The following is a 14,272-nucleotide window of genomic DNA, read 5'->3' as shown; positions in this document are numbered from 1 at the left end:
CCACCTGGGTGGTGTTCTTCACCGATCACGGCCCTGCGTTCCCCCGCGCGAAATCCACGCTCTACGACGCCGGTACCCGCCGGACCGCCGGCAGTGCCCATCCCGCATATTCCTCTGCCTGGCATACCCCATCTCTAACCCCGCATCAGCATTTCGCGCTCCAGCCCCTATCACCCTGTAGCGCAATAGCATTCGTCATCTCGCGGCCTGATTCCACGTCATGCGCCCGCGCCGCGGAGCTAAGGCCGCACCAGCCTCACTCGGCGGGCAACATCGCAATCATGTGGTGACAGTTGGCCGTTGCAGTAGTGACTTTCGGCCCGCGTGACGAACCGCCGGCCCGGCCCAGAGTTAAGACCATGTCAACTGCCGCTCGACGGAGGGTGAGTCGGGCGACGACCCAATGTCGGCCCCGGCCAGCTGAGTTTCCGGATAAAGGAGCCAATATGTTCCTCGCAGATCTGACCCCCCGCCGGCTACTAGCCGGGGCAATCGGTGCCGGCGCGCTCTTGTGCGCTGCCGCGGGGACCGCCGCGGCCGATCCGGCGTCTCGACCCCCCAACTGCACGGCAGGGGACGTGGCCGGCGTCGCGGCCGGTGTCGCGACGTCACTTTCGGCCTACCTGTTCACTCATCCGGACCTGAACGGTTTCTACACCAGCCTTCAAGATCGGCCCAAAGATCAGATCCGCGACGCCGTGCAGCAGTACTTCGATGCCAACCCGCAGGAGCAAGCCGATCTGGAGAACATCCGTCAGCCGATGGTCGACATCAGGGAGCGTTGTCAGTGGACACCGCTGATCGGGCAGGCCGGCGCGACCCCTTGAGCGATCGCCGCCCCGCGCCCGGCAATTCGCCACTGGTCAACACAAGGAGGTCCCGATGAAGGTACGGGTATGGTCATGGACTGCAGGGGCTGCAGCGGCACTGACCCTTGCCGCGGTTCCTGAGACGTATGCCGTCGTGCAGCCCGCCGGGGTGGCGAACGCGGACGTCTGCGCGAGCGTCGGCAGGCGTGTTTCGGTGAGCGGATGCACCAACGTTGCCGATACGATCAACGCCAACGTCCCGCCGCCCGACGCTTATGCGCCGCTGCCACAAGACTTTCCGCCGCCGCCGCCACCGCCGCTACCGGTGAATGTCTGCGTCGGAGGCGGCCGGCGGATTCATGTGAGCGGGTGCTTCTGACCAGCCCCCACCGATCATCGGCTCGACGTGTTGCCTCGGCGTCGTGGCGTGCGGTGCGCTGCAAGGACGTCGGCGTTGGCCAGCGTCTGCGCCTCAGCGGCCAGCCTTGATGCCATGTTGGCATAGGCAATTGCGTCGGTGTCGCTGGTCGTTTGCGCGCCGCGCGCCGCTGCCAAGTGCCGTTTCGCCTCGTCGAGCCGGGCTTGGGCCTCGGACCCCAGGTTGGAGCGATACCTGGCGGCGTAGTCGGAGACTTGTCGTAGCCTCGCGTCCGCGGTCGACAACGCCTGCTGCACCGAATGATCGTGCCCGTCAATGGCTATCGGTCCACCACTTGCGGCGGCGCGCCGGCGTCGGCGTGCACGAAAAAGCAAGAGGAGCAGCGCAAGTACGACCACGACGACGACGGCGCCGATCGCGATCGGCAACCAGGCCGGTTTCGACGAGCTTGCCGGTTGTGACGCGCTTGTCGATTTGTCCAACCCGTCGGCCGCTGCGACCGCGGCACCGCTCCAGTCTTTGGCGCTCAGGACTGGTTCAATCTGGTTGGTGCGCAGGCTGTTCAGCTTGGCGGGCGTCAGACCCTGCACCTGCGGTGGGACGCTTAACGCGTACAGCGTGGTGTTGGTGGCCACGGCCAGCAGCGCGTCGTGGTCGCTCATCCCGCTGGCACTGCGGGTTCGGTCGGCCCAGTTGTCGGGTTTGAATCGGGAGAAGTTGTCGACGTAGACCACCCATAGCTGGATGTGCCGATCGCGGTAGAGCCGGTCGATGGCCGCGCTGACGGCGGCCCGGCCGGAATCCGTCAACGCCCCGGTGCTGTCGGTGATGTGATCGGTGAGCTTGGACGGCGGCTGCGCGCCCGCGGGGGCCGCCCACAGCAGCCCCGCGACGAGGATCGACAGGACTGCACCGAATAGGCGAACCACTCGCATACGCATCAATCTAGCCGCCAGACCGCCCCACGGCGGTTAAGGCTCAAACCCCCGACCAATTTGTCCCGGCACCTTGGTGACCAGCGGAATCCATCTGCGCCTGACCTCCGGCGCGGCTCCTCCACGTACTGGACACCCTGTGGTTAAGCGCGTAACCTCTGTCGCGCGACGACAGCATTTCCCGCGAGCGAAGGGCCAAGAGGAACATTGAGTAACACCATTGCGGTCTTCAACCCGTCCACCGAGGAGCAGATCGCGGAGGTCCCCGACTCCGACCAGGCGGCCGTCGACGCGGCGGTGGCCCGGGCGCGCGAGACCTTCGAGTCGGGCGTGTGGCGCAAGGCGCCCGCGTCGCACCGCGCGAACGTGCTCTTCCGCGCCGCGCGCATCATCGAGGAACGCAAGGACGAGCTGGCCGCGCTCGAAGCGCAGGACAACGGCATGAACTTGACGGCCGCGGGCCACATCATTCCGGTGTCGGTCGACATGCTGAAGTACTACGCCGGCTGGGTCGGCAAGATCCACGGCGAGTCGGCCAACCTCGTCTCCGACGGCCTGCTCGGCACCTGGGAGACCTACCACACCTTCACCCAGCTCGAACCGGTCGGCGTCGTCGGTCTAATCATCCCTTGGAACGGACCGTTTTTCGTCGCCATGCTCAAGGTCGCGCCCGCGCTCGCCGCGGGGTGCAGCGCGGTTCTCAAGCCCGCCGAGGAAACACCGCTCACCGCGCTGAAACTCGAGGAGATCTTCCGTGAGGCGGGTCTGCCCGACGGCGTCCTGAACGTCATCACCGGCTACGGCGAGACGACGGGCGCGGCGCTCACCGCGCATCCCGACGTCGACAAGATCTCGTTCACCGGGTCGACGGAGGTCGGGCGCCTGATCGTGAAGGCGGCCGCGGGCAACCTCAAGCGGCTGACACTCGAGCTCGGCGGCAAGTCGCCGCTGATCATGTTCGACGACGCCAACCTCGACAAGGCGATCATGGGGGCCGGCATGGGGCTGCTGGCCGGCTCGGGGCAGAACTGCTCGTGCACCTCGCGCATGTATGTCCAGCGCGGGATCTACGACCAGGTGGTCGAAGGCCTCGCCGGGTTCGCCCAGATGCTGCCGATGGGTGGCAGCGATGATCCGGATTCGGTGCTGGGACCGCTGATCAGCGACAAGCAGCGCAAGCGCGTGGAAGGCATCGTGCAGGAGGGTGTTTCACGTGGCGCGGAAGTGATCACCGGCGGCAAGCCGATGGACCGCAAAGGCTACTTCTACGAGGCCACGATCGTCACCAACACCACGCCGGACATGCGGCTCATCCGCGAGGAGATCTTCGGGCCGGTGGGCTGTGTGATCCCGTTCGACGACGAGGACGAGGTGATCGCCGCGGCGAACGACACGCACTACGGGCTGGCCGGCTCCATCTGGACCGAGAACCTGTCTCGCGCCCACCGTGTGGTGAATGAGCTTCGCGCGGGCCAGATTTGGGTGAACTCCTCACTGGCGGCGGACCCGTCGATGCCGATCAGCGGTCACAAGCAGTCGGGCTGGGGCGGCGAGCGGGGCCGCAAGGGCATCGAGGCCTACTTCAACACCAAGGCGGTCTACATCGGCCTGTGACGGGCCTTAAACGCGTCGCGAGCGTAAGCACACCGCGGAAATTGACTTGGTTTTTCGCAGTGCGCTTACGCTCGCGGCGTCCGCTCGGGTCGCCACCTGAGCGGCACGTGAACCGGGAACCAACCGTCGAAAATCACTGCCGGCCAAGCGCTGTAGGCTTTGGGATGCCACGCTTTGGGGACATCGCCACCGTTCCAGTCGAACCAGAAAAACGGGATCTCGGCGAGCCACACCTCAAAGAACGCGCTCAGCAGATCCCGGGCCAGATGCGACGCGGGACAACGGTGCGGGCCTCCCCCGAAACTCCAATGCCGTTGTGGGCCTTCTAGTTTGATGTGGTGACCTGCCATGTCGTCGGTCTCGTCACGGTGAACCAGTCCGACACACAACTCGACGGGGGACCCGGCTGGGATCGTCGTGTCGCCGATTGTGATGCTGCGACTGGTGATTCGTGAGACGGTCTTCGCCCCGCCATCCAACCGCAGCAGCTCCTCGATGAACCTGCGTTGCCGGTCTGGGTGTTCGCGTAGCTCCCGCTGAAGCATCGGCTGCCGCGCCAGCACCGCCAATCCGGCCTTGATGGCCAGTGACGCGAAAATCACTCCGCGGCCCACCGATCCCATCACTCCCAGTACTTCTTCGTCGGTGAGCGGTTCGGTGGCGAGAAGGCTGATCACATCGGGGCCGCCCTGTGGCGCTCGGCGGATCGCCCCCACCAGTTCGACGTTGACGGCGTCGGGAGCGAGGTCCGTCGGCAGCCCGCAGATCGTGACGAATGCCGCGCGCCAGACAACATCGGCGACACCCGCGCCATCGCAGCTGTCCCGTTTCGCCGCTACGGCGCCGACGAATTTTTCGATGATCCCGCGGACGGGCTTCAGCATGTCCCGCGAATTCCCCGGCGTGAACAACAGCTCGACCATGATTTTCCGGTATGGGCCGAAGGGCGGATTGCCGGGCATCAGTTCGCCCTGGCGGCTGGCGAAAGTCTCGCCATCACGGATGGCGGCGAGGACGTCGTCGCGCCGCCATAGCACGTATGTGCCGTCCGGCTCCCTCAGCACTCTTTGTCCGGCCCGCTGTGCGGCAGCCAGCCACTCCCGAAAACCCGCGGCCGCATCCTCGTCGGACCGCATGACCTCCAGCGCGGCCACATCGGCGTCGCCACCAGACTCGATCATTGCGCACCAACGACTTTCACGATCGGCGGTCGCTGCGGACAACGCATCAACGGCACCACCTGGAACTCCGACACCGCCAGTTTATCCGCAGGATCGGCCCGCCGCGCCGCAACGACCGCCGATCAATTCGCGCAGAGAATTTGCCTTCGTGGTGCTCAAAGCCACACGCGGCTAGGGATTTTCGGTGACGGCGTCGAGGTAGAACCATCGGCCGGCGCGACGCTCGAAGCGGCTGCGCTCATGCAGGCGGCCGGCTCGCCCCTCGGACTCGAACTGGGCGGTGAATTCCACCTCGCCCCACTGGTCGTCTGGGCCACCCGCGACGGTGTCGATGACGTTGAGTGCGATCCAGGTGATGGCGGGGTCGGCGGCCACCTCGGCCGGCCGCGTGCGCGGATGCCAGGTGCGGAACAGATAGTCGGCGTCTCCGTAGGCGAAGGCCGAATATCTCGACCGCATCAATTCCTCGGCCGACGCGGCCTGCAAGTCGCCATCATGAAACGGCCCGCAGCACGCGCGATAGCTTTTGTCGCTGCCGCAGGGACAAGACGGCCCGAGGAGTTCGTCCACAGTCAAAGCCTGTCAGACCGCCGCGGCGGTGCGGCGAGCACCGCGAGCGTAAGCGCACTGCGGAAATTGGCCCAGTTTTTCGCAGTGCGCTTACGCTCGCGGCGCCTTAGGCGTCTTGCCGCTCACCCAAAAGTTCACGCCGAGGGAAACGCTGGGCCGCAACGCCGTGCGCTGGCAGGGTAACGATTCGTGCGGGTGTGGCTGAGTGGTTAGGCAGCGGCCTGCAAAGCCGTACACACGGGTTCAAATCCCGTCACTCGCTCCAAAAAAGTCGTGCCTCTAAGACGGCCGCCGATCGCGCGTTGGCGGACGGAACGCCTACGTTTGCTTCCCTTGCGGGGGCCGTTTGAATTTGGCTTCAGCCTCGAGCCGCAGCCGGATTGCCTTCGCCCGCGCCTCGGCGGCCTGAGCCTGCGCTTCGGCGGCTTCCGCTCCCGCCCAGACCTCGGCGGCCCGAGCCCGAGTTTCGGCGGCTTCCGCCCGTGCCCGCCCCTCGGCCGCCAGGGCTTCGGCCTCGGCGGCTTCTGCGTGCGCCCGCTCTCGTGCCCGCGCCTCGGCGGCCATGGCTTGGGTCTCGGCGGCTTCCGCACGCGCCCGCGCCTCGGCTACCAGCGCCTCGGCTTCGGCGGCTTTGGCCCGCTTCCGAGCTTCGGCGGCCAGGGCCTCGGTTTCGGCGGCTTCCGCACGCTTCCGTGCTGCGGCGGCCAGCGCTTGGGCTTCGGCGGCCTCTGCCCGCTTCCGCGCCTCGATGGCCTGGGCTTCGGCTTCGGCGGCTTCCGCGCGCGCCCGCTCCAACACCTGCGCCTCGGCGGCCAGCGCTTGGATCTCGGCGGCCTCTGCCCGCGCCCGCGCTTCGGCGGCCAGCGCTTCGGGTTCGGCGGCCTTGGCCCGCCTTCGCGCCTCGGCGGCCAGGGCGTGCGCTTCGGCGGCTTTGGCCTGCTTTTGGGCTTCGGCGGCCAGGGCTTGGGCTTCGGCGGCTTTGGCCCGCTTTCGCGCCTCGGCGGCCTGCGCTTCGGCGGCGGCGGCGTCGGCGCGCGCCTTCTCCCGCGCCCGAGCCTCGGCGGCCAGCGCTTCGGCGGCGGCGGCCTCTGCCTGCGCGCGGGCCTCGGCGGCCACGGCTTCGGGTTCGGCGGCCAGCACTTCGGCGGCGGCGGCTTCTTCCTGCGCGCGGGCCTCGGCGGCGAGCGCTTCGGCTTCGGCGGCCAGCGCTTCCGCTTCCGCGGCCAGGGCTTCGGCCGCGGCGGCGTTGGCCCGCGCCCGCGCCTCGGCGGCCAGCGCTTCGGCTTCGGCGGCCAGTGCCTGGGCCGCGGCGGCTTCTGCCTCCGCTGTCTCCGTGCCCGCATACGCTTCCAACTTCAGCTGCGGCGGCTTCGGCGTGGGCGGCGTCCTGGGTTGGTTGAGGCGCGGCTGGTTGAGGCGCGGCTGACGGTTCGGGCTCGGGGCGCCGGCCGCGACCCGCGCCCTTTGCTCAGCCTGTCGATACGGGCCGGCTAGGAAGTCAATCAACACCAGAGCCGCGCCGGCCAGCAGGACCAGTGGCAGGGCCAAGGATGGGCGCGTGACCATCCCCCAGATGCCGGCGACCGTCAGCGGCGCCGCGAACATCACCGCGGCCCCCGGATATCGACCGCCTAGATCGAGGATCGTTGCGGGCACGGCGGAAGCCCGCGCGGCCAGCGACAGCCGATCCGGCCGACCAACGACGACCCTCTGAGAGACCACGATCCCTCTCCTTCACGGAGATACGGGCACCTGAGAATCAAATAAGAATACTGTGCGAGGGGTCGCTGCGGAATCTCTATGTTTGTGTGTCGCAGCAGCGTCGCTGCGGGGCCGACGGGATGCTCAGAGCGCCCCGGGCGGCGGGTGCGATCAGCTGGGCCGCGATGGCGACCTCGGGCGAGGCATGGAGCGCCGGGCGACGCCCGAAATCTTCACACTTCCGGCGTGCATCGCGCGCCAAACCTCTACGCTGCCGATTAATCATGCTGCGTCATCCGGCGAGGAGGTTGAGCGCATGACGCACAGCAGCGGATTCGACTGGGCTCAATTGGTAAAGATGCCCATCGCAAGCGACGAATGGCATAAAGGCCATCAGATTCTTAATTTCTACCCGATGGACAAGGATTATCGAGATTCACCGGCTGCGCGGGAGATGGTGAGCAAGTACTTTGACAATGCAAAAGCTCTGAATACGGATGCGGCATTGCTCAAATTCGGCTCCGACCATGTTACGTTGCGCGGAGCATTTCTAGAAATGGGCGTATGCACCGGAAGAACCATCAATTTTGTTGCCGCACTCAATCCAGAGCAACATATCTGGGGATTCGATTCCTTTGACGGACTTCCTGAACAATGGGGCCGCACTGATATCACCGTCCCTCAAGGTACTTTTCGGGTTAACGCCGAGGGTTGGACGCCACCGGTGCTCCACAATGTGACCCTGGTGAAGGGCATGTTTCATGAGACCCTTCCACAGTTCAAGAAACAAGTTCTGAAATCGACGCCGATCGCATTCTTACATGTCGATTGTGACATTTATGCATCAACGAAGGAGATTTTCGGGCAGTTGGACGATAACATCGTGTCGGGCACGATCATCGTATTCGATGAATTTTACAATTACCCGGGAGCCGAGGAACATGAGTTCAGGGCGTTCCAGGAGTTTCTAGACTCAACCGGGAAAAAGCCTGTCTACCTTGCCTATAACCAGTATTTTGAACAAGCGGTTGTCCAGATTGCTTGAACTCGATTGTCAACGGCGCTTAAGCGCGAGTGGTTAATCGTCAGACAACGCCAACCGCTTCGCCAGATACGGTGCCGTGCGACTGTGTTTCGCACGTGCCACCTTCTTCGGCGGGCCCGCCGCAACGACCCGTCCGCCGTCGCTGCCGGCTCCCGGTCCCAGGTCGATCACCCAATCCGCGCCCGCGACCATCCGCATGTCGTGTTCGGCCACCACTACGGTGTTGCCCGCGTCGACCAGGCGGTGCAATTGACGGTCGAGCAAATCCACATCGGCGGGGTGAAGCCCGGTGGTCGGCTCGTCGAGGACGTAGACCGTATGCCCTCGCCGGGGTCTCTGCAGTTCGGCGGCGAGCTTGATCCGCTGCGCCTCGCCGCCCGACAACTCGGTCGCGGGCTGCCCGAGACGGAGATACCCCAGTCCGACCTCTCGGAGCGTGGTGAGGCTGCGCGCTGCGCTGGCGACGTCGGCAAAAAACTCCGAGGCCTCATCGACGGTCATCGCGAGCACGTCGGCGATCGTCCGGTCGCGATAGCGCACCTCGAGTGTCTCGTCGGAATAACGCGCTCCGTTACACGCCGGGCAGGTGGCGTATGTGCCTGGCAGGAACAACAATTCGACCGAGACGAACCCCTCACCCTGACAGGTGGAACAACGGCCTTCGGCCACGTTGAACGAGAACCTGCCCGCTGTCCAACCGCGGCGACGCGCCTTCGGGGTCGCGGCGAATTCACGGCGCACGGCGTCGAACAAGCCGGTGTAGGTCGCCAGCGTCGATCGCGGCGTGCGTCCGATCGGGCGCTGGTCGACCGACACCAGCCGGTTGATCTCCTCGCCCCCCGCTGCGGTCACACCGACACTCGCGTCGCGATCGAGATCGACGATCCCACTGTCGGCTTCGTCGTCGTCGGATTCGGCCGGCTCGGCTGCTCGTCCGGTGCCGAGATGGCTGTTCACCACGTCGCCGAGGACCTTGACGACGAGCGTCGACTTGCCTGAACCCGACACTCCGGTGACCGCGGTGTACACACCAAGCGGCAGATCCACATCGAGGTCTCTCAAATTGTGGAAGCAGATTCCACGCAGCCGCAGCCACCCGGACTGCGTGCGCGATTGACGAGGCGGCGGCCCGGCCCCGTCGAAAAGGTACCTGCGAGTGACCGACCCTTCGATGTCGGCGAGGCCCGGCACCGGCCCGCTGTAGAGCACGCCCCCGCCAAGCTCCCCGGCCCCGGGTCCAACGTCGACGACCCAGTCGGCACGGCGCACAACGTCCATGTCGTGCTCGACCACGAATAACGAATTGCCTGCGCGCCGCAGGCGATCGAGCACCTCGAGCAGCGGTTCGGCGTCGGCAGGGTGCAGCCCGGCCGACGGCTCGTCAAGCACATAGAGCACGCCGAACAAGCCGGCGCGCAGTTGAGTGGCCAGCCGCAACCGCTGCAGTTCGCCGGGTGACACCGTCGGAGTGCGGCGACTCAGCGTGAGATAGCCGAGGCCGAGATCGATGAGTACCTGCAAACGTGCGACGAGGTCGGCGGCGATCATGGTCGCCACTTCCGTCAGCTCGCCCGATTGCGTTGACTCGTACGCGGCGGCGGCATCGGTCCGAGAAGCCGTCGGGCGCAACGCTTCAGCAAGGTCGGCCAACGGCATCGCCGTGTAGTCGGCGATGGTGCGCCCGGCGAATGTCACCTGCAGCGCCTCCGGCCGCAACCCGGAACCGTCGCATACCGGACACTCGACGCTGTCGACGAATTGCAGTACGCGGCGACGCATCATCGCGCTGTGGGAATTGGCCAAGGTGTGGCGCACGTGGCGTTCGGCGCTGGAGAACGTGCCGTTGTAGTAATAATCGGCCTGCACGGGGTGCTGGCTCGGATCGATTTCGACTGTTGGCTGTTCATCGGTGAACAGAATCCAATTGCGTTGCCGCTTGGAAAGTTTCCGCCATGGCTTGTCGATGTCGTAGCCCAGCGTGACCAGGATGTCGCGGAGGTTTTGCCCCTGCCACGCGCCCGGCCATGCGGCGACGGCGCCTTCGCGGATGGTCAGCGAGGGGTCTGGCACCAATGTCTCTTCAGTCACCCGATGGATTCGTCCCAGCCCGTGGCATTCCGAGCACGCCCCCACCGCGGTGTTGGGCGAGAACGCATCGGAGTCCAGCCGTTCCGTGGCCCCCGGCGGGTAGGTCCCGGCGCGGGAGAACAGCATCCTCAGCAGGTTCGACAAAGTGGTGACAGTGCCGACCGTCGACCGCGACGTCGCCGAACCCCGGCGCTGTTGCAGTGCGACGGCAGGTGGTAGCCCGGTGATGTCATCGACCTTTGGCGCGCCGGTTGGCAATAGCAGGCGGCGCGCATACGGAGCGACCGATTCGAAGTAGCGGCGCTGGGCCTCGGCATAGATGGTCCCGAAGGCCAACGATGATTTGCCGGATCCCGAGATTCCGGTGAACGCCACCAGCGCGTCACGCGGCGCTACGACGTCGACGCCTTGCAGATTGTGCACCCGCGCCCCGTAAACACGCACACAAGGGTCGATTTCGTCCGTGCTTCCATAGGACATTTGCGTCATCTTGCTCAGCTGAGTACCCCTGTTGCACCCGCACAAGCGCGATGCTTGCTGCTCGACACCGTTTCAACGCCCGGCCGGCCGGGAATTCCGCCGTGGCCATGACGGAGACATCACCAAGCCGCGTCCGCCTGAGTCATCACGTCGTGGAACTCGATGACGGGCGACGGGTTGGACTTTCAGTCGGCGGCCGCGGGGTGCCGTTGTTATTCATGCACGGGCTCTTGCTGAGTCGTAGGGCATATCTACGGATGCTCAGCCGGATCGCCGGGATGGGGTTTCTGGTCGTCGCCGTCGATGCCGCCGGTCACGGCGACACCGGGCGACTACCGAGCGACGCGTGCGGCTTCACCGATCGCGCCGATTCGGTGCTGCGCACGCTGGACGCCCTCGGCATCGGGCAAGCGTTGTTCGTCGGCCATTCGATGGGCGGCCGCATGACGATCCAGCTGGCCGCACGCGCGCCCGAGCGGGTTCTCGCCGCCGTGCTGTTCGACCCGGCGGCCGGCGGTCGGTTCGACACGACCATCCCAGAACTGGTGAAGTCCCCGACCAAGGCGCTGGGCGCGGCCTACACCGCGGTCCGCGACACACTGGGCGACCCGACCCAGCTCACACCCGGGGAGCAACTCGGATACTTCCGCGTGCTCGCGGCCGTGGCGGTGCCGAACCTGCGTTATCCCCTCGGGGCCGTCCGGACGATCAAGGCCATCATCGAGTCCGGTGACTACACGCCGATGCTGCACACCATGCGCGACGAGGGGATGCCCACGATGGTGGTGCACGCCGAAAAAGACATGATCGTGCCGTTCCCACACGCGCGCGACATCGCCAACGAGTCCGACGCCACGCTTTACAAAGTGCCGGACGCCTACCACTCGTGGATGATCGCGAATCCGCGGCAGGGCGCCGACGCGTTTCGTCAATTGCTCGACGGCGAACTGGGCGAAATACTTCGCAACGCCGCCGACGCGATGGGCATCGCGGACGTCGATGACCACGAGGCATGGGAGCGCGAATTGCTGGACCCCGATGCGCTGGTGCTGGAGTTCATCCACGGTCGCGACCGGGTGGAGATCGGGGCCGAGGAGCTCGACCATGTCGACCTCGAACTGGTGCGCCGGACGGAGCGTTCACAGGAGCGGATGTCCTGGGCCCGACGGACGTATCGCCGGTGGGCGGCCAAGCACCTGCATCAGGCGCGATCGATGATCCGGCAGAACACCCGGATCGAGCCGGAGCACCGCGAATAGCTAACGGTGAATAGCCCCTGGGTGACGGAAGACATTCCAGGCGGCGGATATTCGCAACGGGAGGTTCGATGTCCGGACTTGGTCGAAAGACCGTGCTGATCACGTTCGGTCGGTCATATCTGTCGCTCCACCTGGCCCGCCTGATGGGCGCCGCGGGACACGACGTGCTGATCACGGACTCGGTGCGGTTTCCCGTGACCAGGTTCTCATCGGCGGTCAGGAAGACGTTCCGTACACCGCGGCCGAGGTTTGAGCCGGTCGAGTGGACGCACGCCCTCGCGCAGATCGTCCGCGAGGAGGGCGTAGACATGGTCGTGACGGTCCACGAGGGGACCGAGATCCTGGCCAACACAATCAAGCGATACCCCGACCTGTTCCCGGACCGCCACAAGTTGTTCTTGTCCAGTTTCGATCTCGAGGCCCGGCTGGAAAACAAGTACGAGTTCCAGGCCGCGCTCAAGACGCTGGGCATGCCCACCCTCGACTTCGCGCTCGTCCGCACTCAGGAGGAGCTCGAAGCGTTGGACTTCGACCGGCCCTTCGCCCTCAAGCGCGTCTACTCGCGCGGGTCGCAGGACGTCCACAAGGTGCGGCCAGGTGAGTTGCCGCGCGGCCTCAGTTTCGAGGCGGAGAATCCGTGGATTGCGCAGGAGTGGGCCGATGGCGCGAACTATTGCTCGTATTCCGTCTGCCACGACGGGCAGGTGAAAGCACACGCGCTTTACCCGGTGCGTTACGCGATCGACGGCACGTCGTGCCTGATGTTCGAATCCGTCCAGCACGAGGGCATCGCTGAATGGACGCGCGAATGCGTCAAGGCGTTCAATTTCACCGGACAGATGGGGCTGGACTTCATCGAGGTGCCGGGCCGAGGGCTGTTCACGGTCGAATGCAATCCGCGGGCAACCAGCGGAATTCTGTTGTTCGATCCCGAAACGAGGGTCGACCGTGCATTTTTCGGCGTGAACGACGAGGTCATCGTGCCCCAGCCCGGGGTGCGCAAGATGCTGGGCCCGGGGATGCTGATGTACGGGTGGCGCAAATCGTCGCTGCAGGACAACACCTTTCGCGGATTCCTGCGCGATTTCCGGCGCACTGACGACGCCGTCTTCACCCGCCGCGACCTCGGGCCGACGTTGGCGCTGCCGCTCGTCGCGGCAACCATTTTCGCCCAGGCGGCTCGTTATCGGGTGAACATCCCGGACGCGTTCATGCACGACCACGACTGGGACGGTGGCGACCTACCGCTGTGAATCGCGTTGCGCGCGGCAGAAATTGGTGATCCGGGTGACGCTGTCGCCCGGCGCGGTGAAGATGCCGCCGTGGCCTGCGCCGCCGATCCGTGCGAACTCGGCGCCTGGGATCAGCCGGGCCGTCGCCTCGCAGAGGGCTGGCGGAAAGAACAGGTCGTGTTCGAATGCCAGGACGAGCGTGGGCACGTCGATCGCGCCGAGATGCTCCGGGGTCGGTTCCCCGGACGTGATCCACTGCTGCGACGCGGTCAGCTGTCCCTTGAAACCCTCCGGTCGTGCCCAACCGGTCTCATAGCCTGCCGACAGCGCCTGCTGCCAGCCCCGCACGGTCGCCGGATCTTGCAGCATCGGCAGGTGAAGGGTGGTCAGCAACTGCTCGAAAACCAATACCTCGCGCGGCAATTCACCGTAACGTTCGATCAGGCCGAGTTCCATCTCCCCCACCATTTCACCCACCGGCGAGGGCTGCAGCCCGGCGAACAAGACCAGCGCACGCACCAGCTCGGGTCGGCTACGCAGTAGTGCCTGCGCGGTGTAACAGCCCATCGAGTAGCCGACGACGGTGGCCAGCTCGACTTTGAAATGGTCGAGGATGGCGGCGGCGTCGGCGGCTAGGTCTGCCACCGAGTACGGCGCGTCCGGTGCGGAGGATGGCGACATTCCGCGTGCGTTGTATGCGATGACCTGAAATCCCGCCTCGACGAGGGACTGGGGAAGGCCGCAGATGTTCCACGTGATGCTCGGCATGCCGAGGCCGCCGACCAATAGGACGGTCGGGCCTTCGCCGGACCGTTGCACCGAGAGCTCGACGCCCGGTTCTGCGGTGACAAACTCGAAGCCGTCGTCCGGCGTTGCGCCCGTTGCATCGGTCATTGGTTCAACTGTAATAACCGCGCTGCGCGAGTAGCTCCGGTTGCCGACGGCGGGCCCGCTGTTGCGCAAGGGGTCGCATCATGCC

At 65.8% G+C, this 14,272-nt stretch carries 12 protein-coding genes, 1 tRNA gene and 1 pseudogene; 8 read left to right on the top strand and 6 right to left on the bottom strand.

What is annotated here, in order from left to right:
* The 3 genes and pseudogenes from A5688_RS28210 to A5688_RS27035 form a co-directional block, all read left to right on the top strand.
* Positions 1-77: pseudogene (locus tag A5688_RS28210) on the top strand (hypothetical protein); the annotation flags it as partial.
* Between the two features lie 369 nt (positions 78-446).
* A complete protein-coding gene (locus A5688_RS20650; protein ID WP_082951274.1) occupies positions 447-827 on the top strand; it encodes a heme-binding protein in 381 nt (126 codons plus the stop codon).
* A 55-nt stretch (positions 828-882) separates the two neighbouring features.
* The gene (locus A5688_RS27035; RefSeq protein ID WP_082955050.1) at positions 883-1,188 is read left to right on the top strand and encodes a hypothetical protein; all 306 of its coding nucleotides are present in this window, start codon (positions 883-885) and stop codon (positions 1,186-1,188) included.
* 14 nt (positions 1,189-1,202) lie between these two features.
* Here A5688_RS27035 and A5688_RS20645 read toward each other — a convergent pair whose 3' ends face one another.
* Positions 1,203-2,123: a TPM domain-containing protein gene (locus A5688_RS20645; protein ID WP_067909486.1), complete on the bottom strand. Its 921-nt coding sequence runs from the start codon at positions 2,121-2,123 to the stop codon at positions 1,203-1,205.
* A 207-nt stretch (positions 2,124-2,330) separates the two neighbouring features.
* On the opposite strand from A5688_RS20645, the gene A5688_RS20640 reads away from it, so the two are divergent.
* The gene (locus tag A5688_RS20640; protein ID WP_067909490.1) at positions 2,331-3,737 is read left to right on the top strand and encodes an aldehyde dehydrogenase family protein; all 1,407 of its coding nucleotides are present in this window, start codon (positions 2,331-2,333) and stop codon (positions 3,735-3,737) included.
* Between the two features lie 65 nt (positions 3,738-3,802).
* Here the strand turns inward: A5688_RS20640 and A5688_RS20635 are convergent, their stop codons facing one another.
* Entirely contained in the window at positions 3,803-4,918 is a 1,116-nt protein-coding gene (locus A5688_RS20635) for a cytochrome P450 (RefSeq protein WP_067909493.1), read from the bottom strand.
* Between the two features lie 171 nt (positions 4,919-5,089).
* Positions 5,090-5,404 carry a YchJ family metal-binding protein gene (locus tag A5688_RS20630; RefSeq protein WP_165607491.1) on the bottom strand — a complete coding sequence of 105 codons (315 nt, stop codon included), beginning with the start codon at positions 5,402-5,404 and terminating at the stop codon, positions 5,090-5,092.
* 275 nt (positions 5,405-5,679) lie between these two features.
* Here A5688_RS20630 and A5688_RS20625 point away from each other — a divergent pair.
* Positions 5,680-5,753 (top strand) — tRNA-Cys (locus A5688_RS20625).
* Between the two features lie 53 nt (positions 5,754-5,806).
* Here the strand turns inward: A5688_RS20625 and A5688_RS20620 are convergent.
* A complete protein-coding gene (locus A5688_RS20620) occupies positions 5,807-7,210 on the bottom strand; it encodes a hypothetical protein (RefSeq protein ID WP_131812126.1) in 1,404 nt (467 codons plus the stop codon).
* A gap of 82 nt (positions 7,211-7,292) precedes the next feature.
* Here A5688_RS20620 and A5688_RS27030 point away from each other — a divergent pair, with 82 nt between their 5' ends.
* Positions 7,293-8,234, top strand: coding sequence for a TylF/MycF/NovP-related O-methyltransferase (locus A5688_RS27030; protein WP_131811927.1), 942 nt, complete (start codon positions 7,293-7,295; stop codon positions 8,232-8,234).
* A gap of 33 nt (positions 8,235-8,267) precedes the next feature.
* Here A5688_RS27030 and A5688_RS20610 read toward each other — a convergent pair whose 3' ends face one another.
* Positions 8,268-10,811: an excinuclease ABC subunit UvrA gene (locus tag A5688_RS20610; protein ID WP_067909505.1), complete on the bottom strand. Its 2,544-nt coding sequence runs from the start codon at positions 10,809-10,811 to the stop codon at positions 8,268-8,270.
* Positions 10,812-10,909: 98 nt separating this feature from the next.
* Here A5688_RS20610 and A5688_RS20605 point away from each other — a divergent pair, with 98 nt between their 5' ends.
* Positions 10,910-12,061 (top strand): alpha/beta fold hydrolase, encoded by a 1,152-nt coding sequence (locus A5688_RS20605; RefSeq protein WP_165607490.1) that lies wholly within the window; start codon positions 10,910-10,912, stop codon positions 12,059-12,061.
* Positions 12,062-12,129: 68 nt separating this feature from the next.
* Positions 12,130-13,314: an ATP-grasp domain-containing protein gene (locus A5688_RS20600; RefSeq protein WP_067909512.1), complete on the top strand. Its 1,185-nt coding sequence runs from the start codon at positions 12,130-12,132 to the stop codon at positions 13,312-13,314.
* Here the strand turns inward: A5688_RS20600 and A5688_RS20595 are convergent.
* Complete coding sequence (locus A5688_RS20595) at positions 13,303-14,187, bottom strand: alpha/beta fold hydrolase (RefSeq protein WP_067909515.1); 885 nt, start codon at positions 14,185-14,187, stop codon at positions 13,303-13,305. The genes A5688_RS20600 and A5688_RS20595 overlap by 12 nt on opposite strands.
* Positions 14,188-14,272: the final 85 nt, after the last annotated feature.

The sequence above is a fragment of the Mycobacterium mantenii genome (genome assembly GCF_001667865.1).
GTDB lineage: Bacteria > Actinomycetota > Actinomycetes > Mycobacteriales > Mycobacteriaceae > Mycobacterium > Mycobacterium mantenii_A.
This window is presented reverse-complemented; position numbering and strand designations above follow the sequence as displayed.

Bases quoted from the DNA above. Each gene is read 5' to 3' on its own strand.
- A5688_RS20650 (WP_082951274.1), top strand. From the start codon at position 447: ATGTTCCTCGCAGATCTGACCCCCCGCCGGCTACTAGCCGGGGCAATC.
- A5688_RS27035 (WP_082955050.1), top strand. From the start codon at position 883: ATGAAGGTACGGGTATGGTCATGGACTGCAGGGGCTGCAGCGGCACTG.
- A5688_RS20645 (WP_067909486.1), bottom strand. From the start codon at position 2,123: ATGCGAGTGGTTCGCCTATTCGGTGCAGTCCTGTCGATCCTCGTCGCG.
- A5688_RS20635 (WP_067909493.1), bottom strand. From the start codon at position 4,918: ATGATCGAGTCTGGTGGCGACGCCGATGTGGCCGCGCTGGAGGTCATG.
- A5688_RS20610 (WP_067909505.1), bottom strand. From the start codon at position 10,811: ATGACGCAAATGTCCTATGGAAGCACGGACGAAATCGACCCTTGTGTG.
- A5688_RS20605 (WP_165607490.1), top strand. From the start codon at position 10,910: ATGACGGAGACATCACCAAGCCGCGTCCGCCTGAGTCATCACGTCGTG.
- A5688_RS20600 (WP_067909512.1), top strand. From the start codon at position 12,130: ATGTCCGGACTTGGTCGAAAGACCGTGCTGATCACGTTCGGTCGGTCA.
- A5688_RS20595 (WP_067909515.1), bottom strand. From the start codon at position 14,187: ATGACCGATGCAACGGGCGCAACGCCGGACGACGGCTTCGAGTTTGTC.